The sequence below is a fragment of the Gloeocapsopsis crepidinum LEGE 06123 genome, from assembly GCF_015207655.1.
Lineage (GTDB): Bacteria > Cyanobacteriota > Cyanobacteriia > Cyanobacteriales > Chroococcidiopsidaceae > Gloeocapsopsis > Gloeocapsopsis crepidinum.
The window spans coordinates 1-24,929 of the sequence record NZ_JADEWN010000047.1; the positions used below are offsets into that span (position 1 = coordinate 1).

A 24,929-nucleotide genomic window follows, 5' to 3' on the forward strand; every position below is an offset into this window, starting at 1 on the left:
CTGATTGAGGTGTCACCTTGTGTGTATGCCTTAACTATTTTTTCTCGCAAGTCGAGCGAGTACGGTTTCATTAGACTTCATTTGTGTACTCCTCTTACTGTACCTCATAAACTTGCAATAGGCTGTATGTAGGCGGGCACGCGAATTGCTACCAACCTTTAAATTATGTTTGCTTTCCCCACTTACTTAACTTCTAGATTTTTGTGTAGCAAGATCTGACGCGGTCGTCCTAGTAGCCAAGTGCCCCAGCTAAAGTCAACTTGATGTCGTTGGTACCCTAGCTTACGATACAACTGATGCGCTTGATAGTTATTTTCCAATACGTGAAGATAAAGATCTTGAAAGCCCCATAATAGAGCAATTTGCTCGCATTTTAAGAGTAAATGTTGTGCGACTCCACGGCGACGATAGCTACGGCAAACCGCTAAATTTGAGACATAAAGAAAGCGATCGCTGGTAAAAGGATTTTTAGAACGTAGTGATAACTCGACAATTGCAGCTAAGCGATCGCTGTTTTGAGAACCCTTCATTGCTAATTTAGCAGTACAATCAGCAGCAATTAAGCAAATATGATGTCGTGTCGTTGTTCGCAAGCGATTGCGCAAATCCTCATAAATTCCCAGTTTTAAAAAAGGATAAGCCCAACCCAGTAAGCCTTCTTGCGAGTGAAAACTATCGGCAAGAATTTCAGTCAAACCTGGGACATCTTCAATTTGCGCCGCACGAATTTCAAATTGGTAGTTCTGATCGGAAGTAAAACTGGCTGGTAGCTGCAAGTTAGTTGAGAACAAAGTTGTCAAAAATCACAATCAGGCATTATTGTTCACAATCGTAAACGATTAATCAGTTTAAGTCAGGATGAACTAGGGCTGCTAGAACTAAGTTGAGTGGTTTGAAGCAGAAATACACTAAGTCATGGATAATGTTTTACCATCAACTTTGATAAGCTGCTAGTCATTCACCACTTTATCAGTCATCTTTATGAATAGCTACTGAATACACTAGAGATCGTAGCAACAGGTAGTACAAGTTGACTTTGAGGTGCAGGTAGCATTTCGCCGCGAAAATCTATGATTTGGACAATGACAAGATAGGCGATCGCCAGAATGAGGGAAATCGCACCGGTAATAATTGCAATCAACTTTGAACGATTCATGATGCTGTAATTTAAGTGGGAGTAGACATCTATATCCACTGTGCCACGATTTTAAATCAGGACAATTAATATCGAATTCGCGGATCAATGTAAGCATTTAAAATGTCGATCGCAATACTCGCTATTACCACCAACACGGCAAAAAAGACAAGTATGCCTTGCACTGTGGGATAATCTCGCAACGAAATAGCATCGTATAGTCGATTAGCAAGTCCTGGCCAAGAAAATGTAACTTCAGTCAAAATTGCCCCACCAAGTAAAGACGCAAATGTCAGTCCTAAAATTGTGATGACTGGAATCATGGCATTTTTCAGCGCATGAGATACCAAGATTCGTCGTTCAGGAATTCCTCTAGCGCGTGCGGCTTCTACATAATCAGAACGCAGCGTTTGCTTTAGATTAACGCGCACAATCCGCTCAAAAATTCCGCTTAAAAGTAAACCGAGTGTCAAACTTGGCAAGAAAAGATAGTAGATCGCCGTGAAGAAACCATTTAAATCTCCCGCAAGCAGACTATCTATTGTATACAAACCTGTAGGACCTGGAGGAGGAAATAAAGATGCGGGAAAGCGATCGCCAATTGGAAACCAGCCTAGCTGTACTGCAAACAGCAATTGCATCAGCATTCCCATCCAAAACATGGGTAAAGCGTAGGTAATAATTCCAAACAAACGTCCACCAACATCAAGCCAAGAATTAGGACGCGACGCCGCCAACATTCCCACCGTAATTCCAATCAACAGGGCGATTGCCATGCTACACACTGCAAGTTCTGCTGTCGCCGGAAAATGTCGTCCAATCGTATCCCAAACGGCTTCGCCTTGACTCGTGAGTGAGGAACCCAAGTCAAAGCGAAGTAAACTGCCAAGATAACGCAAATACTGCACCCATAATGGATCGGCTAATCCTAATCGTTGGCGATATTCTTCTTTTACACTTTCTGGGGCGCGACTTCCTAACACAGCATCTACTGGATCGCCAATAGTAGATTGAAGTAGCCAGGGAAGTACTCGCAGTAGAAAAAACACCACTGTCACAATTGTCCAGATCATGAGTGGTGCAAGGAGTAACCGCGCCAGAATGTAATACTGAAGTGCTTTGATGCGAGACATAATGAGGGGCGAGGAGCGAGGAGTTAGGGGCTAGGGTAATACAAGTATCGGTAGTTAACTGTAGGGTATAAGCTTTTTGAGGGAGGTGAAAGATTCTGACAAGAAAGCTGATATCATCTGCGGTCAAATGACCAAAAGACTATCATTGAGTTGTTCGTTTGCGATAACCACTAATTACTATCCCTTGGTTCCTTTTGCGATATTCCATAAGGGGAGTTTGAGGATTGGGTCTACTTGTAAGCCTTGAACGGTTTGTTGACCGAAAGCATAATCTTTGTTTTGAACTAGGGGAATTGCGGGGACATCTTGGGCGATTAATTCTTGAATTTGGACAAAAAGTTGTTCGCGAGTTTGGGGATTTTGTTCTTGGCGTTGTTGGTCGATCAGTTGGTTCATGCGATCGCTGTAGTAAAACAACCCTTGGCTTTGACTTGCGCCTTGTTCGCAACCTGCTGTCGCACTTCCCTCAGTGCAACTTAAAAATGGGTGAATATAGTTATCAGCATCGCCGAAATCAGGATACCAGTCGAGTAAAACAGCTTGATAAATTCCTTTAGAGATATTCGCGAAAAATGTTGCTCCTTCTTCTGCTTTCGTTTGAATCTGCACAACACCATCAAGTCTTTGCGAACCATACTCTTGTAACGTACTTGCGACTTGTTCGCGTGTCAGTGAGTATGCCGGATAAGCAATCTCTAAAGATAAGGGGTTTTCCCTTGTAAATCCTGCTTGGGCTAATAGTGCTTTGGCTTGGTCAACATTACCGTCACCATAAGTTGATTGAAAAACTGGCTGGTAGCTATCGAATGTATTGGGAATCATGCTATATAGCGGTTCAGCTTGCTCTTGATAAACGCGCTTTGTAATCAGTGGGCGATCGATCATTGCGGCGATCGCTTGTCTGACGACTGGGTTATCTAATGGCTGCTGTTTAGCATTAAGTCCTAGATGGGTGACGACGTTGCTTTGTTCTTCTAAGGCTTGCCAACCTTGAGACTCAGCTTGCTGTTTCAAACTCTGCACTTGTTCTGGATCGAAGGTTTGATACGCAATATCAACTTGACCTGTACGGAAAGAATTAAATAAGTTGGCAGAACTCGACAAAATCTGGAAGTCAATACCTTGATTTGCTGGTTTTTCACCCCAGTATTCATTAAATACATCCATCCGAATCAAGTTCGGCGTGAACTGCACTAAGCGATAGGGACCTGTCCCCACAAATTCTCGTGGTTTAAATTTTCCTGTGCCAATTTCATAAGCTTGCGGCGATACGGCACACAATCCCGAAAAAGCTAGTAAGGAAGGAAACGCGGCAAAGGCATTTTTGAGTCGAATTGTCAGTTCGTATTCTCCTGACGCTTGTACCGAATCGACGACATCAGATAACAAAGATGCTGGTTTCCCACCGTTTTGAATAAAACGATTGAGAGAAAATGCCATTGCTTCGGCATTAAAGGCAGTCCCGTCATGGAATAAAACTCCTTGACGTACAGGAATTGTATATGTTAGCCCATCCGCACTAACTTGCGGTAAAGCTGTTGCGAGTTGAGGTTCTAATTCGCCTGTACCAATCGCATAAGTATATAGGCGATCGCTCAAACTCGTCATAATATTAGAACCCGCCAGTTCGTAATTATCTGCGGGATCGAGAGTGCGCGGTCTGAGGGTTGTACCGACAACTAAGCGGGCGCTATTGCCAGCGCTTGTTGTACTGACTGTTGAAGAACCTGTTCCTGACTGAGGATTGTTACAACTGACAACCAAGATGCAGCATAACAGTGACAACCCGATAAATTTTCCCAACGACCACAAGCGTCTGCGAGATACCAACCAATTCATAACGTTCGACTATCCTAGAGCAACCATTAGCTATGAGTCGCAAGCTGTCACTTGGTTCCCCGTGCGGATAAGCTAACGGCTAGTAACTAAATTGAATAGTATAGCGGAAACGACCTAGCATCTTTGGGTTTAACGTAAACTTTTTCTTGCGGTTGGAGTTGTAGTTCGTCAAAGCGATCGCGGCTGAGGTGTGCTGTCACTACCTGTCCGTCATCTAACGTTAATTCAGCTTGAATCTCCCAACCGAGGTGAATAATTCGACTTACTCTTGCTGATACTGTCGTTCCATTTTTCTCGCGTTGTACAATCACATCCTGCGGACGTAAAAACATCTCTGGATGCGTAGACTCAAACCCATTACCTTGGAAAATATTTGAGGTACTTGGTAACACATTCACAGGACCAATGAAACTCATCACAAACGCAGTTGCAGGATGATCGTATATTTGTGCTGGCGTACCAATTTGTTCTACGCGACCTTTATTCATGACCACGATTTCGTCTGATACTTCCATCGCTTCTTCTTGGTCGTGCGTTACAAATACAGTTGTGACGTGAACCTCATCATGGAGTTTGCGCAACCAAGCCCGCAAATCTTTCCGAACTTTCGCATCAAGTGCGCCAAATGGCTCATCAAGGAGTAGTACTTGTGGTTGTACTGCTAACGCCCGTGCTAATGCAACTCTTTGTCTTTGACCGCCCGAAAGTTGTGACGGATAGCGGTTTCCTAATGCACTAAGTTGCACTAATTCAAGTAATTCGTCTACTCGTGCTTTAATTTTGGCTTTAGGTGTTTTCCGAATTTCTAAGGCAAAAGCAATGTTTTGGCGCACACTCATGTGCTTGAAGAGTGCATAGTGCTGAAACACAAATCCAATATTGCGTTCTTGCACACTCTGATAGGTGGCGTCTTTGCCTGTCAGCCAAATTTTACCACTATCGGGTAACTCTAAACCTGCAATCAACCGTAATAACGTGGACTTACCTGAACCTGATGGTCCTAGCAATGCTACCAACGAACCTGATTTGATTTCTAAGCTGACATCATCGACAGCTCTAAAACTGCCAAACTGTTTTGATACGTTTTCAACTACGATACCCACGATGAGCAACCTCTAGAGGAAATATATAGTATTGATGCAATAATCTGGGAAGTTTCTACTTAATGTCTATCAGGCTAAATTCAGCGTTTAAACTGAGATCTAAATCTCCGGTTTTTTGATGGGGTTACTGTAGTTTTATATCATATAAAGCTTTACTTATTGCGTTTTGTATCTTTACAAGATCTTAGTCTCACTGTAAAGATTTCATGTCGATTACTTTTTTGTTACTTAGACTACAGATTTTTGAAAAAATGAGCGCGTGGAGTTATGAACTATCAATCAATAGACTAGATCTTCTGCAGGAATAGCAATATGCCGTTTCAGCTGCGGACAATAGGGGATTAGTCATCTCACAGCTTAAGCTTGAGGTCAACTGCCCTACCCAGTCAATCAAAAAGGTACGCAGGCTAGTTAGTCACTTCGGTGGCTTAGTACTAAATATTTAAACAAGTCCTCAATGACTGCATTTGCTGCCAATGGACCACTACCAATCCAATAGTCTGGAACCTGATAAACCTTACTTTGTTGGACAACGTTCAACTTGGACCAGAGTGGGTTTGCCTTTAGTTGCTGGAGTGCTTGGCGAGAATCGGCATCATCTGACCAACCCCATAAAAACATGACATCGCCATCTGCCTGATGTAGAAGTTCACTGCTGATTGATACACTTACACTCCTATCTTTTCTTGCCAGTATAGAGGTATCTAAATCCTGTGCTGGAGGACGTTGCAGTCCCGCATCCTGCAAGATGGTTCCACAGAAAGAATCTTCTAAATAGAGAGTGATATTCTCTGGACTAATACGGACAACGGAAACCTCAATTTGCTCCGGTTTCTTGCCCATTTGTGCTTGTAATTCGTTTAATCGAGCATAGTAATTTTCCATGAATTTTTCGGCTTGCTCAGTTTGATTCAGCGCTGTGGCAAATAGCTTCAGATCCTGTTTCCACTCACCACTATTGGCAATGCCTACCACTGTGGGAGCAATGCCCGACAACATTTGGTAGATAGGTTTAGCGCTGCGCTCGTTACTCAAAATTAAGTCAGGCTTCAAGGTCAGAATTTTCTCTAGAGAAACACCATCTGGCGTACCAATGTTTTCAATTCCCTTGAGTTTGTCTCGCAAGTGCAATGGCACGTCCTCAACTGAGGGACCTCCCACAGGCTTAACTCCTAAGCCTAAAGCATGATCTAATTCGGGGTAATTAAGAACAACAACTCTTTGGGGATTGAGTGGCACTTTCGTTTCCCCAAAAGCGTGCTTCACGACTTTGACAGCAGTAGGATGAGCGTTAGAGGTAGTATTATCACCGTTGCTTACTGTTTGTTTTAAGGAATTTCGACTACAAGCTGCAATCAAAAAAATTGTGCAGACCATGAGTAGGAAAAGTTTGAAAACAGAGAGCTTCCTCATGTAATTAAACGGTGATACCATTATGAATATTAGACTTTGATTGTAAAAGCCCTGCTAGCCGGTCGTACGCTTTTTCTCCTCTACCAAGTAAAGGAATACCTAATACTCAGCCTTCTACCTGGTGCAGCAATGTTGGAAGTATCATTAAAACCACTGAGAAGCTGCTGAAAAACCGGTTGATATTGGTTATTCAACAAGTTCTCGATACCAATGTTTAGTGTCCCTGCACCCAAGTTGATGCTACTAATGTAATCCAAAGTTACATAACTCGCTATCGGTACTGCATCAACATCCTCTTCAAATGCCCGATCGCGACTACCAACAACCAAAAGTTGTAGCCGATTCCGCCAACCAGGAGTGGTTTGATTGTCAACGTAGGCTCCTAGTTTCAGCGGTTGCACTAAGAAGCTAGAGCGAGGTAAAAACTCATCTTCCTCGTCGTCCTGGAACTCACCTTCTGTCCAACTGAAGATACCGCCGAGTTGCCAGTTATCAACAGGTTGCCAATCAAGTGTGGCTTCAACACCATAGTTGCGGATTGGAGCACGAGTAATCACTCCCCCACGGGGAGCAGCAGTGAGAAATCCAGCTAAGTCTGAGTAGTTATAGAAAGCGGCTAGAGAAAATTGTAATTGCTCCCAGTTACCGCGCACTCCAATCTCGTAGCTATCAAACTTCTGCGCTCTGATATCCTCAACACCTGCTTCAAAACTACCTACAAGTGGTCCTGTGGTTTCTAAAGCATCGAAAATATCAGGAGCAGCGAAGCCTTGGGCAAAGTTGGCAAACAAACTTACCGCATCGCTGACGTTGTAGATGGCTCCAATATTAAATACAGGGTCATCAAATTCAACTTCTCCGCCTTCAACTGGTTCTCCATCAGCACTAGTGTAGTCATCTACTAGGAATTTACTGATTTCATACCTTGCCCCTCCATTGAGGCTCCAGCGTTGGCTAAGATCCCATTGCAACTGAGCAAATAAACCAAGACTATTGTAGTCGTAAGGGGGCACATCATTAGTCTCGTCAATGGCACGTAGTGTCCTAAATCCGCTATTAACGTAATCATCGATATCGAAGCTAACTCTGGCGAAGGTGTTATCATTTTCGTTGACGTAGTCAGCTCCCCAGAGTAGGCTGGCATTTTCCGATATCGGCGTGTCGAACTGTAGCCGTCCCCCCCACTTTTGCGATCGCTGAAAATTTTGCTCAATCGCATCAGGGCGAAAATCAAAAGCGATACTGTAGCCAGCGATTTCTTGATAATAAGCTTGAAGTTGAAATTGACTGCCAAGCAGATTGCGATGACTGTAATTTAGGTTAACAACAGTATTTCGTTGTCCTGGGTTGTTAGAGCCAATAAATTCTTGTTCTCCAATAAATAAAGCGCGGGCTTTTTCAGTTTCTGGTGTCTCATCGACTGCCGGATCAGAAATGTATTCTAGCTCTCGATTCTCATTCAGGTGATTTACTGTCAGTTGCAGACGTTGATCTTCTGTAAAATCCACGCCTAACTTACCCAAAACATTGAAGCTATTGCGATCGTCTAGTGTTGTATTACTAGGAGCAATGCGATCGCCCTCGGCATCGTAAAATTGATTATTTACATTGCCAGAGAAAGTCGCGAGCAAATCAAACTTGCCTTCATTAATTGACAAGGTATATCCCAAGTCGTAAGCGAAACTGTCGCCCTGCAATCCCAAATCAGCCGACGTACCAAGTGAAAGCGTAGAACTTAACGGTTCATCATCTGGTCGGCGGGTGATGATGTTAATAATGCCTCCTGCTGCTCCTTGACCGTAAGTAGCTGAAGGACCGCGAACAATTTCTACACGTTCAATCGCATCCGGATCGATGCTTCTGAGTTGAATATTAAAACTCACTCGGTCTTGTAAAGGCACACCATCAATCAAAATTGCTGGTTCACGACCGCGTAGGCTTTGGGCATTAAATCGGTCAGCTTGATTGGGTGGTCCAAAGCCAGGGACTAAGTTGCCAAGAATATCACCTAAATTGTTAGTTATAGTTGACTGCCGTTGTAGTTGTTGGCGGTTAATAACTGTGACCGATCGCGGCACATTCTGTACCTCTTCTTCCGTGCGAGTTGCAGTCACTACTATCTGAATGGCATCCTCATCAGTTTCTACCACCTCCGTTCCAGGCGTGACCGCCAACACTAGCCCTGATGCTTCCACGCTCAAATCAGCAGTCGGCGGTGCATCAACTCCTGTAATCGCTACCCGCACTCGATTATCAGGTAAACTCGTCACGCTCACCAGCGCAATGCCCTCGATCGGATTCGCTTGCTGAAACTCATTCCCTTCTGGCAACACCAGCACTGCATTGGGAATATCAGCAATCAGTGCATTTCCGACAACAGAGGTTGCAGGAGACTCTAATTGCTCCTCAACGGTTTCCAAGATCACTTCTAATCCAGTCTCCGTTGAATTGACGCTCACTCCCATAACTTCAACTGAAGTCGCAAGCTGGGCTAGCCACTCCTCGATCGTTGTTGCAGGTTGGTCGAGTTCTGCGAGGCGAGGAACGGGAAGTGAAGAACTGTCCTCAGAATTTAGCTCTGCTCCATCTTCTGCTATTACAGGGTGTGCTACACCAATAACAATCCCTATAGAAAACGGCACTAAAGTTCCGACGAGCAAAAGCGATCGCAGCTGTTTCCACATCTTTCCTCACACACCTCTTCAGAAATTTTCTCAAGTAGGACTGAATATAGGGTGTTCTAGCGCAAAAAATGGTTCCCAGCCGGATTTTCTATGGTTCCAACACGGATCTTTTACGATAAAGGTGATGAAAGACCTTTCGCTAACGCTCTTTTGTCAGTCTAACGTGTACACACAACTTGCCCTTACTTTGTTAGAGACAATAAACTGAAATGACAGAATAAGATAAACCAGTGCGGTGATTCTCATGCAAACCACTACTCTCTACGACCAAGACTTTTATGCTTGGACTCAACGCCAAATAGAGTTGCTGCAAGCTCGACAGTGGGAGCAAGTGGATATCGCAAACCTGATCGAGGAGATTGAATCGTTGGGTAGGCAGGAACGGCAGGAGCTTTGCAACCGATTGGGGGTGCTGCTGGGGCATCTTCTCAAATGGCACTATCAGCCAGAAGCCCAAACAAAAAGCTGGGCTGCAACCATTCGGGAGCAGCGAGAGCGCATACAAGAACACTTAGCAGAAAACCCTAGCTTAAAACCCTATTTACCTGAAGCTATTAACAAAAGCTACCGATATGGACTAAACCTTGTAGATAAAGAAACGCCTCTAAACCCAAACCAACTTCCTCAGTCTTGCCCCTTCTCAGAGGCAGAAATCTTTGAAGAGCCAGTAAACTGGCAGCCATGAGAAAATGTTTCCCAGCCGGATTTTCTATAGTTACAACATGGACTTTTGCAATATAGCAGACAGCTTTCGCCAGGCTCATTATCGCTAGTGTTCTATTAAGTAAGCACTAGGGTTGATACCAAACTGCTTCCTAAACGCTGCCGCAAAATGTCCGCGAGTGACATACCCAACCGCAGCTGCAACGCCAGTAACGCTCATGTCACCTCTCGCCAACAGTTGGCGTGCTTGCTCCATGCGATAGGCGTGTAAATAGCCAAACACCGTTGTACCAAAAACCTGACGGAAGCCCCGCTTCAATTTATAGTCGTTGAGTCCTACCTGTCGTGCTAGGGCAATCAATGAGGGCGGAGAACTGAAATTGCGAATCAAAATTTCTCTAGCATGGTGAATTCGTTCAATATCCTCTGGACTCAATTTAGCCTGACTTGCCAGTGCTTCCGCAGTTTCAATGATTTGTGCCAGTTTTAAGGCAATCAGTTCATGGACTTTACTTTCGAGATACATTTGCTTGATAGCCCCTTGATAAGGACAATGCAAGATTTGATGCAAAGCAAGCTGCATGGATGCTGCTGTGACTCCTGAGTGAAAGTAGGGCAAGTTTTCATTCTTCTCAAGAATTCGTTTTAACTCCAGCGGCATTGACTTGAATGATTCGGGAATCAGCGTTATGAATGTCTGAAGTGGAATGGCAAATGTAATATGAAAAAGTTGCTGACTTGCTGGCAGTTCCACGATCGCTTTTGGCTCTAAGTTACCAAACAAGAAACTGTGTCCAGCACCTAAACAACCATAAGATGTCGTTTGTCTCGCTCCTGAAAGCTGAAAGCCGATTTCCAAAGGAACTTTACAGGTATCTTTCGTTAAAACTAAGTGCTTATAACAGGTATAATCTTGAATCAAGATTTCTATTCCAGTACTCAACTGAATCACGCGATTGTGTCCTTGGCCAAGTTTTTGGGGATATTGCCAAATCGTTTCACAATCCTTTGACTGACAAGTAATTTCGTCGCTCTGCTCAGCTTCCTCAAACAGCTCCTGATAATCTGTCAGTGATAGCGTAATCGTCATTTTGCTACAACCAGAACCAGCGATCGCGATTAGAATGCTCTCAGTTTATTACAATTAATTCTCAATTACTAGTGGATATTGCTGATGGCTCTATAGTATCCAGCCGCTGTATCTCAAAAAACAGCTTCCGTTTGACGAGAAAAGCAATTGCTATTTTCATCTGTCAGATAAACTCAGCACGATCAGGTAAGTTCACAATCCTTACAAAGTACAAGCGATCGCTTTTTACAACTTTCCCTCAACCCTACTTAACTCAAAACTCAAAACTTTTCCTATGTGTCAAAATATTAAGGTCTATTGCATTTCAGTCACATCTTGTTGCTAAGTCGCAGAGGAAGCTAAAAGTCCGTGATACGATGCTTCTCTAGCTCTTGAAGATTGGGAGAAGACCTTTGACACTACGGGTTGCTGTTGTAGGCTCAGGTCCAGCTGGTTCTTCAGCCGCCGAAACCTTGGCAAAAGCTGGAATTGAAACATATTTGTTTGAACGCAAGCTAGACAACGCCAAACCATGTGGCGGAGCAATTCCGCTGTGTATGGTGAGTGAGTTCGATCTACCGCCGCAGATTATTGACCGTCAGGTGCGGAAGATGAAGATGATATCCCCCTCAAATCGCGAGGTGGATATCAATCTAGACAATGAAGATGAATATATTGGTATGTGCCGTCGTGAAGTTCTCGATGGTTTTTTACGCGATCGCGCGGCAAAATTAGGCGCAACTTTAATTAATGCGACGGTTCATAAACTTGATATTCCGCAAAATAATACAGACCCTTATACGATTCACTACGTAGATCACTCAGAAGGTGGTGCGCAAGGAATTGCCAAATCCTTAAAAGTGGATGCAATTATTGGTGCTGATGGGGCAAACTCCCGTATCGCTAAGGAGATTGATGCTGGAGATTACAACTATGCGATCGCTTTTCAAGAGCGCATTCGCCTCCCAGAAGCCCAAATGGCATACTACAACAACCTCGCAGAGATGTATGTCGGTAACGACGTTTCTACCGATTTTTACGCTTGGGTATTCCCGAAATACGACCACGTTGCAGTCGGTACAGGCACAATGCAGGTTAACAAAGCCAGTATCAAACAATTGCAAGCTGGTATTCGGGCGCGGGCAGCAAGAAAACTTGTTGGCGGTCAAATCATTAAAGTAGAAGCTCATCCCATTCCCGAACATCCTCGCCCTCGGCGTGTTGTTGGTCGTGTCGCGCTGATAGGTGATGCCGCAGGCTATGTTACAAAGTCTTCAGGTGAAGGCATTTACTTTGCTGCGAAGTCAGGTCGGATGTGTGCGGAAACTCTTGTTGAGGTTTCCCAAGGTGGCACTCGGATTCCTACAGAAAACGAACTGAAGGTTTACCTCAGGCGTTGGGATAGAAAATATGGCATGACCTACAAAGTGTTAGATCTGCTTCAAACTGTCTTTTACCGCAGTGATGCCACCCGCGAAGCTTTTGTAGAGATGTGTGCAGATCGCGATGTACAGCGATTGACTTTTGATAGCTATCTTTACAAAACCGTTGTCCCAGCAAACCCGCTAACACAGATGAAGATCACGGCTAAAACTCTTGGTAGCTTGATTCGCGGTAACGCACTTGCTCCTTAACAATTGATTATTCAACACAAGGCGATCGCATAAGCTGAATAGCGATCGCTTTATTTATGATTTTGATACATAAAAGCAGGATTCTGAACGAACCTCACTAGCAACAAAGGAGAAAAAATAATGACGAATTGTAGACACACCGACTTTATCAAACCAATTATTTAATTAGAAGCTTTTTCTGGAATTACCGCACTCGTCGGTATAGCACTATTGTTGTCACTGCCTTGCTCTTCACCTGGAAGTTCTAAGCAATAACCTGCACCGTACACTGTTTTAATATAACGAGGGTGACGAGGATCTGGTTCTAATTTTGTGCGTAAGTGACGAATGTGCACGCGGATCGTTTCAATATCGTCGTCAGGATCGTAGCCCCATACTTCTTTGAGAATATCGCTGGGAGAAACTGTTTGTCCGTGACGTTGCAATAGACAATGAAGTAACTCAAATTCTAAATGAGTTAGTTTAACCGTTTCACCGAACCAAATTGCCTCAAATCTTTCTGGTACTAATGTTAAAGCACCATAGTTAAGAATCTCGCTGTGCTTGGCTGCTTGAGGAATGCGATCTGTACGTCGTAATAACGCTCGCACGCGGGCTAGCATTTCTTCAATTTCAAAGGGCTTTGTTAAGTAATCATCTGCACCAGCATTAAATCCTTCCACTTTATCTTGAGTTTGGCTCAATGCTGTGAGCATTAGTACGGGAATCTCTGCTGTACGCTCATCGCGACGCAATCGCTGACAAACAGTAAAGCCATCAACTCTGGGTAGCATGAGATCGAGCATAATCAGATCTGGCTGTAGCTGGATAGCTAGCGCCTGTCCCTTGATGCCATCTTCAGCTTGGCTAACGTCATATCCAGCCATTTCGAGATTAACCGCAACTAACTCAGAGATTGCAGGGTCATCATCTATAACAAGTATCCGAGGCATTCTAAAAAATGTTACTAGTTATTAAAGTTAAATTAAGAACCTTTGGTAGATACAAAGATTGCTGTACTGATTATAAGGAGGATTATAAAAATTTGCTAAAGATTAAAGTGTCAGCTTGCTAACATAAAAGTGCAAAGTGACTGAATACAGGTCAGGGATTGGAGATTGGGGAGCAGGGCAGTAGAGCAATTGCGTTGTACAAGTAGTTTTTAGTACCTTTGTGCAGTTCTAAGCGAAGAAAAACGTCCCACTGCTTGGCACACACAAGCCATCGATTGCTTTACCCTAGTAATTTGCCCCAATCTCTGATCTCTCTTAAATTGTTGCAAGGAAAAGCTACGAGAAATTGATAAGCACATATACTCCGCCGTGGTGGTTAGGCAACGGTCTTGCGATGACGCTTTATACAGCGTTATGGGCTAATCGTTATTGGGAAGAGACGATCTACCCAGAACCACTCTACCAAGAGAAAATTTTTACAGGAGCGCAAGGAGTACCAATTTTTGGTTGGGTAGCAATTCCTAAAAATGCGCGAGGCACAATTGTTGGCACATATGGTATTACAGGATCTCTAGAGAATCAATGGTTTCTTAGACTTTTGGGGCGCAAGGCATTTGCTCAAGGTTATGCGGTTGTTCTATTTGATTGGCGCGCGCACGGTAAAACGGCTTTATTATCGCCAACATTGACATCTGATGGTTTGTACGAAGGAGAAGATTTTGTCCAGATTGCGGCTCAAGCTAAAGGGATGGGATGTCCTGCTAAATTTTGGTTTACAGGATTTTCTCTAGGTGGACAATTAGCGTTATGGGCAGTAAAAGCAGCGCAAGACGTATTAACGACTAGCCATTCACTCACTTCTCAAGACATTGGAGGGGCGGCAGTGATTTGTCCGAGTTTAGACTCGAATCGATCGCTCTCATATTTAGTGAAAGATCCATTAGGAAAGTATTTAGAACAAGCGATCGCCAAAGAACTGAAAAGACTTGCTTGGCGCCTTTTTGAAGCACATCCAGAAGCAATCGATCCAGAAGCAATCGAACGCGCAAATAGTATTTGGGGTTTCGACAATGAACTTGTGATTGAACGCTTGGGATTTCCCTCTGTCGAGACGTACTACGAAGCAAGTAGCGGCTTAAAAATATTATCAAGCTTAACCAAGCCAACCTTGATTATCTACGCTGCGGACGATCCAATGTTCGATCCAGCGATTGTGCCAGATTTACAAACAGCGTGCGATCGCAACTCTCATGTAGACTTAATTCTCACACCTCATGGCGGTCATGTCGGCTACATCAGTAGTAAACAAGGTCAAGCCCAAGTAAAAGATCCCGATCAGTGGTGGGCATGGAATCGCGTTTTAGAATGGTGTCGGATGAAGGAGCAGAAGGGCAGAGGGTAGGCGGGTAGATTAAGAGAGTCGTGAAGTGATGAGTTTTCTTAACTCATCACTCAAAATTCTTTACGAGAAACTATTCACTAGCCACTAGACACTAGTCACGCACACTTCCTAATTAATAAACAAAAGTTGGACTGACCCTACAGCTAATTGAATCAAAGGCCAACCGATTAGGCAAATAACAGCAGCCCAGACATTGCTAATATCTAAACCTTGGCGCACTGCAACGATAACCGCAAGCAAACTCCAAACAGCAAGTACAAGCTGAATAGGGATACCAAGCAGTGGAATTAATGTTAAAAAGTTAAACACTTGTGGTGCATAAGCAAAACCAATGGGAACAAGTAGCTCTTGATACGTAACATGACGCGGTTTGAAGCGATCGCCAATTTTCCAAATTGTGAAAGTCCAGAAATAGTAACCTAGTATCACACTGACAACATTCAGTATTAATGCGAACACAAAATTAGTAGTATTAACACGGTTAATTAATAATATAAATGCATTACCTAATGCATAAGAGATTGCTGCGACAATTACAATTGTTTTAGCAACTCGCCGTGTTTTGCGTGTATTGGGCGCATCTTCATAAAAGTGAGCATCTAAGGTTAAAGCTTCCCTCAGACTTGTTCTAAACTTCCATTGGTCTTTCCTGGCACTCACATTCAATCTCTACTTTTGCTAGATCATTCTGACTTGAGAATCGAGTATTTTTATCATATACCTACGTATAAAAAGCTATAAAACTAGGTATTGATTTTACATAGTTACAAAGCTACATGACAGGAGCGGTTGGATGAAACGGGTTTTGGGTGGCAGCAGGGTACTACGTTTAAGCTGATAACAATCATATGGTGGCTATCGCAAGATAAGGAAAGTATAAAAATTTCAAAGTTTGTGTAATGAGGTATCTCTTGAGCGGGCACAATATAAGTACTAATAGACGCATTCCCCGCAGGGGTTGCCGTTAGCCGCAGGCGCTAGGCTAGACCACAAAGTAAGAGTTGGATAGGGATGCTTAAGAAGTGTTTGCGGTTGATCAAGCAAGTGCTGCCTAAACAATTGTGTAATGTTGAAGTTGATTAGTAAAATTTTTGAATGGCTGCGTGGTAGTACATTAAGGTTACTCGTTTTGGCGGGAGTTATCCTTGCGATTTGGGGCATACTTTCGCCATTAGGTACTATAGTATGGTGGCTGACACAATCAGAACCCTTGGGTTCCAAGCGACAATCTCCGCAGCTTCCTGCTAGCAATGACTTAGGGGCTGGCAAGCTGCCAAAAAATTCAAATTGTTATATCGTTTTTTTGACTGGAGTAGGAGATTTTTCTACGAATGAACTAACTGAAGGTGAAGAAGTTTTTCTCCAAGGTTTAGCTCAAACTCATCAAGGTTGTGCAATTGTTAAAGATGTTTTTCCCTACTCCGCAGCCAATGAGAATTTAGGAGGAGAACGGTTACTTGCTCCTGTATGGCGTTTTGCTAATCAAGCCGAAGGCTGGCTGAGTATTGCTGATGTTCTCATTAAAATTCGCAATCTGTGGCGCTTTGCGATTTCTGCCGATGAGCGTTATGGTCCAGTATATAACCAAGGCATCGCGAGTGCGATCGCTGACCAGATGAATGCAGTACATCCTGTATCGCAAACATCAAAACCGCTGAAAATTATTTTAATTGGTACAAGTGGTGGTGCACAAGTTGCACTAGAGGCGACTCCATATCTCAACCAATGGCTGAATTCTCAAATTATTGTCGTTTCTATTGGTGGTGTTTTTGGTGGTATCAATGGTTTCGATCAAGCTGATCAGATTTTTCACTTACGCGGTACGAACGACTGGATAGAAGATGTCGGCGGAATTATTTTTCCCTCACGTTGGGTTTTTACATTTGCTTCTCCTTTTAGCCGCGCCCGCCAGCAGGGTCGCTATCAAGCAGAGATCAGTGGACCACATGAACATGATGGTTCGCAAGGCTATTTTGGTAGAAATCAAGTCCAAGGCAGTAATACAACATATGTTGATTTGACGCTGGAAGCAATCAACCAACTGCCAATTTGGCAGCAAAGAGATCGTAAATAATCGTTTTTCTACGTCATTGTGCCTTGAGCAGCTTAATAACCGCAAAATATCGTTCTTGAACATCTTTTTGATCGAGTTCTTCAGATATTCCTTCATGGCTACCGCGTTCGATCATTTGCGCTTGACGCAGCAGCGCTGCGCGTTGTTCTTTACTGCGAGTACATTCACTGATACGCGCGATCGCCTCCAATAGTCGAATTGTTACACCGACACTTGATTGTCCATATTGTCGAATTTGGTTAAACGCGGCATCAACCATATCCGCAAAACTAACTGATTCGGCAATAACACGTAACTTCTTATTGTCATCATAACGGTAAGGAGAAGGAACATTTCTTTGCGCTAGGTGACATAAAGCTGCACTAAGTTGATCGACACACTGAATCGCCGTAAACGGATCGTTAATTCCTGGAGACAATGCACGTACAGCAATTTCGACTAATTGATTCACACAAAATTCTACGTCTTGCTGCGGAGTGCGCTGATTGCCGACAACAAACAAGCCGTTAATCTTTTCTGCAAGTTTCTTATTAGCCGGCTTTCCAGGGAAAATCGCTACAAGATCGCTGCCTTTAACAATAAAGTCTCCTGGACGATAATTAAGACGTATGAGTAGATCATCTTCTGTTGCTAGTTGCATTAGCTCATCATTGTCAACTCCCTGAATATAACCACCAACTTTTGCTCTAATTGACTCGGCTTCACGCTCAAAATCTCTCGGAATATCTGCCATAACGTCTCGATCTGCAGGTTCGCTTTGTCCAATTTTGTTGGGAAATAAGCGCTCAATCGTTTCATCAAGCTCTTGACCAACATTAGAGATAATTTGCTGTGCTTGAATCGAGGTTGCGGCATGATGTAAAAAGTAAATGAGGACTGCAACACCAACTGCTGCCAAAACAATGCTGAAAGTTACCGAAAAATGGGGGACGAACTCTTCATCATCTTGACCATTGATGGTGCGCAGCACGAATAAGCAGTAGATAAACGTTGAGATAAATGTGCCGAGTACAATTTGATTACCCGTATCGCGCATAAAATTCCGCAGTAAGCGCGGTCCAAATTGTCCAGAGGCGAGTTGCAATGCCACAATCACAATTGAAAAAGCCGTGGTAGCCACTGTAACCATTGAGCCAGCAACAGTAGAAAGAATCGCGCGCGCGCCATCAGGTCCCCGCGTGTAGGTTAGTGGCAAGCTGGTCATAAAGGTATACTCTTGATGATCGAGGGAGAGCGTAATGTATGCTATGAAGATCGCACCGAGTACCATTAGTGAAGGGATAAACCAAAGACTCGTATGGAGTGATTCCCAGATTTTACCTACCTTGGTCTTCATGCTTGCTCCTGTGTATTTACCGTAGGTTGGGTGTCATCGCCATCACTTTTACCATTTTGCGATCGCATTTCTGCCAGCTTTCTAATCGAGTCACTGATTCTGCGTGGTTTGGGAACTTCTTTTTTTCCTGAAGGCCATCCTTCTCGCTGACGAGTGCGATCGCCATCGGTTTCTTCGGTTTGGTCGTGAAACAAAATTTGTTGTGTAGGAAATGGCATATCAATACCATGTTCCGTTAGTGTTTTCTTGATTGCGGTTAAAACTCCATCGCGCATTTGTAATGTTTCCAATCTTCTCGGTGGCTGTACCCACCAACGGGCACGAATATTGACTGTGCTTTCTGCCAAATCTACTACAAGGACATCAGCCGCAGGATCGCTTAATACTCCTTCTGTACTGTGAATTGCTTCTAAAATTAGTTCCTTTGCTCGATCAATATCGTCTCCATAGCCAATACCGATATCGTATTCCAAACGGCGATTTTCAAATGCGGTGTTGACAGTAAGCGAATTGGTGAATAGCTCAGAGTTAGGAATAACAATCCGGCGCCCATCATATGTTCGGATTGTTGTTGCTCGGATTTGAATATCTTCTACAGTTCCTTCAAAGCTTTTAAACACGATTTGGTCGTCGATGCGGAATGGTTCAGTTAAGAGAATGAGAACTCCAGCCAAAAAGTTTTGCAGAATATCGCGGAAAGCAAAACCGATTGCCACACCGCTAATTCCTAGCAATTGCACCAAATCTCCAGCCTGGAAAGTCGGTACAACTATCGATAAAGCAACAAATAAGCCAATTAAGAGCACAGTTCCCTGGGTTAAACGTCCCAGTACCATTCCTAAATTCCGCGCCTTGCGATGTCTGCGCGTCAACTTGTTGACTAATAATTTGAACGATCGCGCCGCAAAAAAGAATATTGCGAAGACGATTAATGCTACTACTACGTTGGGCAGCAAAAGTATCGCCCCATTGATCGTGCCTTGAATTTTTTGCCAAGCTGCTAATGCTGATGCTTCGAGATCCATAAACTTACTACTCAAATGTTAATTATCAACGCCGTTTGACAACACTCATTCATTTTCATCGATTGAATGCAGTGCAGAGTTTAACTGCAATGTGCTGAAAGCAACTTAGCAAGTCATCAGTACAGGGGATGACGTTTTTCTGCTACTCAGTGATAATACTTGGATGGGAAATTACCGTGCAACATCCTAACTCATATTTTGGTCTTAAGCTTTACTAGTCATGCAAGGAGAGTATTGTGCTGTATGGTATTCGTCGGCGATTTAACTTTCTGCATAAGCGGAGAGTCGCACCTCACGATTTGCAATCCATGCATGAAGGGCTACTAGAAGAATCAGCACCAGCAAGAATTTATATTATACTAACCGTTGGGTCTTGCATCATTGCTACGTTTGGGTTGCTGTCTAATAGTGCTGCCGTTATTATTGGAGCGATGATTGTGGCTCCTTTAATGTTGCCCATTCGAGGAATTGCATTTGGTGCTTTAGAAGGTAACTTACGACTATTTCGCACAGGTTTAACTTCCATCATTGTGGGAACACTGCTTGCGATCGCAATCTCTTGGTTCATTGGGATGTTTGTCGGATTAGCACAATTCGGTAGTGAGATTTTTTCGCGATCGCGTCCGACTTTACTCGATTTAGGAATTGCGATCGCCGCAGGGGGAATCAGTGGTTTTGCCAAAGTTGAACCAAAGATTTCTCCAACATTAGCAGGAACTGCGATTTCTGTTGCTTTGATGCCACCTATTTGTGTCGTTGGTTTAGGTCTCTCACAAGCAAATTGGTCTTTGAGCCTCGGTGCGACTATTCTGTACCTTACCAATTTGCTAGGGATTACACTTTCCTGTATGCTGATTTTTCTAGCTACAGGCTATACTTCGCTCCATCGTGCTAAAAAAGCTCTACTCTGGACAGGTGGACTAACTACAGTACTACTTGTGCCTTTAGGGTTCAGCTTTTTTCGTTTGACGCAGCAAGTTCGGCTCGAAGTTAATCTCAGACAAGCACTTTTAAACCGAACTGTTACCTTTCAAAGATTAGTACTTATTGATAGTAATATTAACTGGTTAAGTAATCCGCCTGTGGTGCGCTTAAATGTTCGTTCTAGAGAGCCTGTCACCCCAAGACAAGTAGAACTTTTAGAAGAATTTCTCAGCAGAGAACTGGGACAACGCTTTACTTTGATTTTTGAAGTTGGTCAAATTGAAGAAGTAAGACGTGAAGGTGTTAATGGTTCTTCATTTAATAATTAGTCAAATTAAGTTTTAGCTAACATGACAACAGAAACACTAGCCGAAGTAGCAATTGAGCAAAATATTAAACAATTTCTTTTGGTGCTATCAGTTTCCTTGAGTATTGCCACGTTACCACAGTTTTTTAGCTGGTTTCGGCAGATCCCCTATACACTTCTTTTAGTGATTGTTGGGTTGGGGTTAGCTTTTGTTGATGTCAGATTAGTGAATCTGTCACCACAACTCATTTTGACAATATTTTTGCCTCCGTTATTATTTGAGGCTGCCTGGAATATGGAATGGACTAAGCTTAAGCGGGACTTAGTACCAATTACTCTTTTTGCCATCTTAGGAGTGATTATTTCAGTCATTGGTGTAGGTTTGGCGCTCAATCAAACTGCAGGAGTGACAATTGGAATTGCTTTACTTTTAGGTGCTTGTGTCTCTGCCACCGATCCGGTTTCTGTGATTGCTTTATTTCGCGAACTCGGAGTAGATAAACGCCTGACAATTTTGATGGAAGGTGAAAGCTTATTTAATGATGGTATTGCGGTTGTTGCATTTAGTTTTGTTGTCGGATTTGCCCTTGGAACTGATACTTTAGAAATTCAGGAACTCATCGCACGATTTTTTACCGTTGTTGGAATCGGAATTGGCTGTGGCTGTGTTGTCGGTTTTGGAATTTCTTATCTAACACAGCGGTTTGATTTACCTTTAGTTGAACAATCTCTAACTCTGGTTTCTGCGTATGGGACTTATATCATCACTGAAGATTTAGGTGGTTCTGGCGTTATTGGAGTTGTTACCACAGGTTTAGTTTTAGGAAACTTTGGTTCGCGGATTGGAATGCAGCCGAGTACCAGATTAGCTGTGACACAGTTTTGGGACTTTCTAGCATTTTTTGTCAATTCGATTGTGTTTCTGCTAATTGGCGATCAAATCAAGTTTGAGGACTTGGGAGCTAACTTAGGGCTAATTGCAATTACACTCGCAGCAATGATTGTTACAAGAGCGATCGCCATTTATGGTTTGGGTTGGTTGAGTAACATCTTGGTTAAATCAGAAATTTCTTGGTCTGATGAACTTATCTTATGGTGGGGAGGATTGCGCGGTTCTGTTGCGATCGCATTAGCTTTAAGTGTGCCAGAGAGTATACCACAACGTACACAAATTATTGCTGTAGTTTTCGGTGTAGTACTATTCACTCTTTTAGTACAAGGATTAACTACCAAACCTTTAGTGACAAAATTCAAACCTTTAGGCGATCAAGCAGTACGTCAGGAGTATTTAGAAGCGGTTGCGCGTTGGGTCGCGATGAATCGAGTTTTAGAACATCTGACGCAAGTAAATCTTCGCCCCGAAATTGACCCAGAATTTTATCGTTACCAAAAAGCCTTAGTAGAAGGGCAACTAGATGATGTGCAGCAGGATGTGAACAAGCTACGCAATGAACATCCCCAACTACGAGAATTTGTAGTAGAACAACTCCAAGAGGAACTTCTTGCGATCGAAGCGGATACTTATGCAGAGTTAGTTCGCGGTGGGCGCTTAAACGACAAACTACCACCGATGCTAGAAGAAGTCTTCAAACAAATGAATAAATAAAGTACCTAATTCAGGTGTTTAATGACAATGAAGCCAGCAGGTTTTCATCTTGCAGCTTGAAGCGTAAAGAGTGTAACTTCCGGTGGACAGTTAATTCTGATTGGCGCAATGCTAAATCCTATGCCTCGATTGACATACAGGCGATTTCCTGACTGTCCATAACTTGCTTCTATCCAACCATCAGTGTGAACCCGATCTTCTCGCACAAATGTCATCCAAGACCATTCCGGCAAAAATGGCAAACGCACTTGTCCGCCGTGGGTGTGTCCTGCGACTGATAAAGGTGCAGTGTTAGCAGGGAACTTCTCAAACGAATCTGGATGATGCATCAACACCAACCTTGGTGCTGATTGTGGTACTTGAGATAATGCGATCGCGGGATTGTCTTTATTTGCCCACCGCGATCCAATACCAACGAGATACAGTGAATTTTCTCCTATTGGTTGTTGGTTTCCTGGTGGTACTAAGGAAACTGCCTCGTTCTGTAACATATCTACACCCGCTTGTTCCAGCGCTGCATACAGTTCGCCTGCTATCTGTTCATTCGGTGGGGCAGTTTTTGCATCCATTGCGTAGTCGTGATTACCAAGTACCCCGTAAGTAGGAATACCTGCTGCTACTAAGGGGCGAACCAATTCTACCGCCTTGCCAATTTCATTATCATTTCCCTTGTCCGCATGATAAATAAAGTCACCGCCAATCAATACAAGTGCAGGACGTTCTCGAATTAATTGATCGACTACGCGTCTAATTGTGTTGGTATTCCCAAGCCACATTCCAATTTGCCAATCGGCAATAACTGCAACTCGTTGTCCCTCCCAGGAATCAGGAAGATTAGGGATTTCTGCTACTTCTTCTTCTGTATCAATAACATACGGTTCTACTAAGCCCCAAATCGCCAGTAGCAAAACAACTCCCAGTAAGCTTAGCAATATGTACTTGATTGATTTCATTGTGGTGTTGAACAGATACAACTTTTCTAACTTCCTGACGTCGGTAGAATAAGCTTTACGGGCTACCTCTACTTATTGCTTGTAGTAAACACGAGTACTTTGAGCAGTTATTGATACAACGCTACAACAAAAAAATACTGAAAAACAATTGCACCAAAGGGAGATCTTTTACTTAATTCCTGAAGATTTGTAAATAAATTGATCTGTTAGTTAAATGATTTTTGTCGAAGTAATTCCAAAGAGTCAGCTTACTCTACTAATTGTTGAGATTAATAAAATCTTTTTCAGCTATAAATAATTTTAATATTAGTAAAATTGTACAAATAACACTAATGATGATATTGCTTAAACCGCTGGTCACTCATCTTCAAACTACTTGACAAAGTAGCAGCTTATAATGAAATTCTTCATTTGAATTCAACTTAATTTGAGAACACCAGCGTATATCTTAAGTAGCAAATTAGATAAAAATATGACTGCAACATTCTATCTCAAAGTAGATACTTTATTAATATCCACTGTCTATACTGTGCTTAACGATACAAAAAATCTAGTGTTAAAACTAAAAGTCTAAAGTGCAAAAAATCAGCTCCAGAGCGGGAAGAGAGCGCCAAGAAAGATTAATAGTGTGTGCCTTCATATATCTATAAAATATTTTTTTCATTATTAGGAAAGGTGCGATTTTGGATGTTGGTTGAGTTAATAATAAACTTTGATGCAACGAGTAATAACGTCTAGAATAAAGCATAACTTTACTTGTTGCAATTTGAGTAACAGCACAGATATAGATTGAGGCATTCAAATAATGTTTTGAGCCACACAGAAAAATTTGTAATTCGTTAAAATCTGATAGATTTATATAGATTTATACAGTTGAGGAGATTGTAAAAGTGAGAAATAATTTACAAGGGTTGTGGAATAGGAAAGCGATCGCCCTAGTAGCCTCGGTGGCATTACTAGCAGCCTGCGAAACCAACCAGCCACAAGCAACGACTCCGGCAAGTCCAGGAAATGTCACAACAGAGCAAGTAGCAAATCAGACCGAAGCACTACTCGGTAAAACTGTAACTGTCAGAAGCGAACCAGTTCAGAAGATTAGTGATAGTACATTTACTATCAGTGACGAACAGTTTTTTAGTAACGAAAATATTTTAGTAGTCAATACGTCAGGAAAACCCTTTGTTTTGCCTGAGAATACAGAAGTACAAGTAACAGGTCAAGTCGCTAATTTAGTTGTTGCTGACGTTAACCGAGAGTACAACTTAGGTCTAGATCCAAACTTGTATGTAGAGTATGAAGGTAGACCAGTCATCTATGCTCAGTCAATAGCTTTAGCGCCTGAACCTGGTGAGATTACACAAAATCCTAGCCGATATTACGGTCAAACGCTTGCGGTTACAGGTGAAGTTGAAGATATTGTAGATGCCAATTCCTTTACTTTAGATGAAGAGCAGCTAATCGGTGCTGAGGATCTGTTAGTTATTAATGCAAATCCCACAGCAGCAGTTAACGACGGTGAAGCTGTTGCTGTAACTGGAGTACTCCGCCCGTTTGTAGTTGCTGAGATTGAGCGCGACTACGACTTAACGTGGGATTTGGATCTCCAAAGAAAGCTGGAAGCAGAATATAGCCAAAAGCCTGTACTTGTTGCTGATGGCGTATATCCCTCAGCAATTCCTGAAGCCGCGAAGTAGAGA

20 protein-coding genes are annotated in these 24,929 nt (G+C 42.9%); 7 read left to right on the forward strand and 13 right to left on the reverse strand.

Annotated elements, in window-relative coordinates; translation table 11 throughout:
- Positions 1 to 182: 182 nt before the first annotated feature.
- From IQ230_RS17440 to IQ230_RS17470, 7 genes are all read right to left on the reverse strand, one after another.
- Entirely contained in the window at positions 183 to 800 is a 618-nt protein-coding gene (locus IQ230_RS17440) for a GNAT family N-acetyltransferase (RefSeq protein ID WP_228055091.1), read from the reverse strand.
- Between the two features lie 179 nt (positions 801 to 979).
- Positions 980 to 1,156 carry a hypothetical protein gene (locus tag IQ230_RS17445; protein ID WP_193933556.1) on the reverse strand — a complete coding sequence of 59 codons (177 nt, stop codon included), beginning with the start codon at positions 1,154 to 1,156 and terminating at the stop codon, positions 980 to 982.
- Positions 1,157 to 1,221: 65 nt separating this feature from the next.
- On the reverse strand, positions 1,222 to 2,268 hold the full coding sequence (locus IQ230_RS17450; RefSeq protein ID WP_099701278.1) for an ABC transporter permease: 1,047 nt from the start codon (positions 2,266 to 2,268) through the stop codon (positions 1,222 to 1,224).
- 177 nt (positions 2,269 to 2,445) lie between these two features.
- Positions 2,446 to 4,107, reverse strand: coding sequence for an ABC transporter substrate-binding protein (locus IQ230_RS17455; RefSeq protein WP_193933557.1), 1,662 nt, complete (start codon positions 4,105 to 4,107; stop codon positions 2,446 to 2,448).
- A gap of 86 nt (positions 4,108 to 4,193) precedes the next feature.
- Positions 4,194 to 5,210, reverse strand: coding sequence for a sulfate/molybdate ABC transporter ATP-binding protein (locus IQ230_RS17460; RefSeq protein ID WP_193933558.1), 1,017 nt, complete (start codon positions 5,208 to 5,210; stop codon positions 4,194 to 4,196).
- A 411-nt stretch (positions 5,211 to 5,621) separates the two neighbouring features.
- A complete protein-coding gene (locus tag IQ230_RS17465; RefSeq protein WP_193933559.1) occupies positions 5,622 to 6,587 on the reverse strand; it encodes an ABC transporter substrate-binding protein in 966 nt (321 codons plus the stop codon).
- Between the two features lie 116 nt (positions 6,588 to 6,703).
- Complete coding sequence (locus IQ230_RS17470; protein ID WP_193933560.1) at positions 6,704 to 9,307, reverse strand: TonB-dependent receptor domain-containing protein; 2,604 nt, start codon at positions 9,305 to 9,307, stop codon at positions 6,704 to 6,706.
- A 244-nt stretch (positions 9,308 to 9,551) separates the two neighbouring features.
- Here IQ230_RS17470 and IQ230_RS17475 point away from each other — a divergent pair, with 244 nt between their 5' ends.
- On the forward strand, positions 9,552 to 9,992 hold the full coding sequence (locus tag IQ230_RS17475) for a DUF29 domain-containing protein (RefSeq protein WP_193933561.1): 441 nt from the start codon (positions 9,552 to 9,554) through the stop codon (positions 9,990 to 9,992).
- Between the two features lie 84 nt (positions 9,993 to 10,076).
- On the opposite strand, the gene IQ230_RS17480 is transcribed toward IQ230_RS17475, so the two are convergent.
- Positions 10,077 to 11,060: a helix-turn-helix transcriptional regulator gene (locus tag IQ230_RS17480; RefSeq protein WP_099701284.1), complete on the reverse strand. Its 984-nt coding sequence runs from the start codon at positions 11,058 to 11,060 to the stop codon at positions 10,077 to 10,079.
- 392 nt (positions 11,061 to 11,452) lie between these two features.
- On the opposite strand from IQ230_RS17480, the gene chlP reads away from it, so the two are divergent.
- Positions 11,453 to 12,673: a geranylgeranyl reductase gene (gene chlP / locus IQ230_RS17485; protein ID WP_099701285.1), complete on the forward strand. Its 1,221-nt coding sequence runs from the start codon at positions 11,453 to 11,455 to the stop codon at positions 12,671 to 12,673.
- A gap of 161 nt (positions 12,674 to 12,834) precedes the next feature.
- Here chlP and IQ230_RS17490 read toward each other — a convergent pair whose 3' ends face one another.
- Positions 12,835 to 13,605 carry a response regulator transcription factor gene (locus IQ230_RS17490; RefSeq protein WP_193933562.1) on the reverse strand — a complete coding sequence of 257 codons (771 nt, stop codon included), beginning with the start codon at positions 13,603 to 13,605 and terminating at the stop codon, positions 12,835 to 12,837.
- A 394-nt stretch (positions 13,606 to 13,999) separates the two neighbouring features.
- On the opposite strand from IQ230_RS17490, the gene IQ230_RS17495 reads away from it, so the two are divergent.
- Positions 14,000 to 15,007, forward strand: a complete 1,008-nt coding sequence (locus IQ230_RS17495; protein WP_193933591.1) for a YheT family hydrolase — start codon at positions 14,000 to 14,002, stop codon at positions 15,005 to 15,007.
- A 108-nt stretch (positions 15,008 to 15,115) separates the two neighbouring features.
- Here the strand turns inward: IQ230_RS17495 and IQ230_RS17500 are convergent, their stop codons facing one another.
- Positions 15,116 to 15,667, reverse strand: coding sequence for a YIP1 family protein (locus IQ230_RS17500; RefSeq protein ID WP_193933563.1), 552 nt, complete (start codon positions 15,665 to 15,667; stop codon positions 15,116 to 15,118).
- Between the two features lie 406 nt (positions 15,668 to 16,073).
- On the opposite strand from IQ230_RS17500, the gene IQ230_RS17505 reads away from it, so the two are divergent.
- On the forward strand, positions 16,074 to 17,081 hold the full coding sequence (locus IQ230_RS17505; protein ID WP_193933564.1) for a hypothetical protein: 1,008 nt from the start codon (positions 16,074 to 16,076) through the stop codon (positions 17,079 to 17,081).
- Between the two features lie 13 nt (positions 17,082 to 17,094).
- Here IQ230_RS17505 and IQ230_RS17510 read toward each other — a convergent pair whose 3' ends face one another.
- Together IQ230_RS17510 and IQ230_RS17515 are read right to left on the reverse strand one after the other, a co-directional pair.
- A complete protein-coding gene (locus tag IQ230_RS17510) occupies positions 17,095 to 18,417 on the reverse strand; it encodes a DUF2254 domain-containing protein (protein ID WP_193933565.1) in 1,323 nt (440 codons plus the stop codon).
- A complete protein-coding gene (locus IQ230_RS17515; protein ID WP_193933566.1) occupies positions 18,414 to 19,442 on the reverse strand; it encodes a mechanosensitive ion channel family protein in 1,029 nt (342 codons plus the stop codon). Before IQ230_RS17515 ends, IQ230_RS17510 begins: the two co-directional genes overlap by 4 nt.
- Positions 19,443 to 19,750: 308 nt before the next feature.
- Here IQ230_RS17515 and IQ230_RS17520 point away from each other — a divergent pair, with 308 nt between their 5' ends.
- Together IQ230_RS17520 and IQ230_RS17525 are read left to right on the forward strand one after the other, a co-directional pair.
- Entirely contained in the window at positions 19,751 to 20,695 is a 945-nt protein-coding gene (locus tag IQ230_RS17520) for a DUF389 domain-containing protein (protein WP_228055095.1), read from the forward strand.
- A 21-nt stretch (positions 20,696 to 20,716) separates the two neighbouring features.
- Positions 20,717 to 22,279, forward strand: coding sequence for a Na+/H+ antiporter (locus IQ230_RS17525; protein WP_193933568.1), 1,563 nt, complete (start codon positions 20,717 to 20,719; stop codon positions 22,277 to 22,279).
- A gap of 44 nt (positions 22,280 to 22,323) precedes the next feature.
- On the opposite strand, the gene IQ230_RS17530 is transcribed toward IQ230_RS17525, so the two are convergent.
- Positions 22,324 to 23,232, reverse strand: coding sequence for a metallophosphoesterase (locus IQ230_RS17530; RefSeq protein WP_193933569.1), 909 nt, complete (start codon positions 23,230 to 23,232; stop codon positions 22,324 to 22,326).
- An 890-nt stretch (positions 23,233 to 24,122) separates the two neighbouring features.
- Between IQ230_RS17530 and IQ230_RS17535 the strand changes: the two genes are divergently transcribed.
- On the forward strand, positions 24,123 to 24,926 hold the full coding sequence (locus IQ230_RS17535; RefSeq protein ID WP_193933570.1) for a hypothetical protein: 804 nt from the start codon (positions 24,123 to 24,125) through the stop codon (positions 24,924 to 24,926).
- The last annotated feature ends 3 nt before the right edge of the window (positions 24,927 to 24,929 follow it).

Coding starts and splice junctions, on each gene's coding strand:
- IQ230_RS17445 (WP_193933556.1), bottom strand. CDS start 1,156: ATGAATCGTTCAAAGTTGATTGCAATTATTACCGGTGCGATTTCCCTC.
- IQ230_RS17450 (WP_099701278.1), bottom strand. CDS start 2,268: ATGTCTCGCATCAAAGCACTTCAGTATTACATTCTGGCGCGGTTACTC.
- IQ230_RS17455 (WP_193933557.1), bottom strand. CDS start 4,107: ATGAATTGGTTGGTATCTCGCAGACGCTTGTGGTCGTTGGGAAAATTT.
- IQ230_RS17465 (WP_193933559.1), bottom strand. CDS start 6,587: ATGGTCTGCACAATTTTTTTGATTGCAGCTTGTAGTCGAAATTCCTTA.
- IQ230_RS17470 (WP_193933560.1), bottom strand. CDS start 9,307: ATGTGGAAACAGCTGCGATCGCTTTTGCTCGTCGGAACTTTAGTGCCG.
- IQ230_RS17475 (WP_193933561.1), top strand. CDS start 9,552: ATGCAAACCACTACTCTCTACGACCAAGACTTTTATGCTTGGACTCAA.
- IQ230_RS17480 (WP_099701284.1), bottom strand. CDS start 11,060: ATGACGATTACGCTATCACTGACAGATTATCAGGAGCTGTTTGAGGAA.
- IQ230_RS17490 (WP_193933562.1), bottom strand. CDS start 13,605: ATGCCTCGGATACTTGTTATAGATGATGACCCTGCAATCTCTGAGTTA.
- IQ230_RS17495 (WP_193933591.1), top strand. CDS start 14,000: ATGACGCTTTATACAGCGTTATGGGCTAATCGTTATTGGGAAGAGACG.
- IQ230_RS17505 (WP_193933564.1), top strand. CDS start 16,074: ATGTTGAAGTTGATTAGTAAAATTTTTGAATGGCTGCGTGGTAGTACA.
- IQ230_RS17510 (WP_193933565.1), bottom strand. CDS start 18,417: ATGAAGACCAAGGTAGGTAAAATCTGGGAATCACTCCATACGAGTCTT.
- IQ230_RS17515 (WP_193933566.1), bottom strand. CDS start 19,442: ATGGATCTCGAAGCATCAGCATTAGCAGCTTGGCAAAAAATTCAAGGC.
- IQ230_RS17520 (WP_228055095.1), top strand. CDS start 19,751: ATGCATGAAGGGCTACTAGAAGAATCAGCACCAGCAAGAATTTATATT.
- IQ230_RS17525 (WP_193933568.1), top strand. CDS start 20,717: ATGACAACAGAAACACTAGCCGAAGTAGCAATTGAGCAAAATATTAAA.
- IQ230_RS17530 (WP_193933569.1), bottom strand. CDS start 23,232: ATGAAATCAATCAAGTACATATTGCTAAGCTTACTGGGAGTTGTTTTG.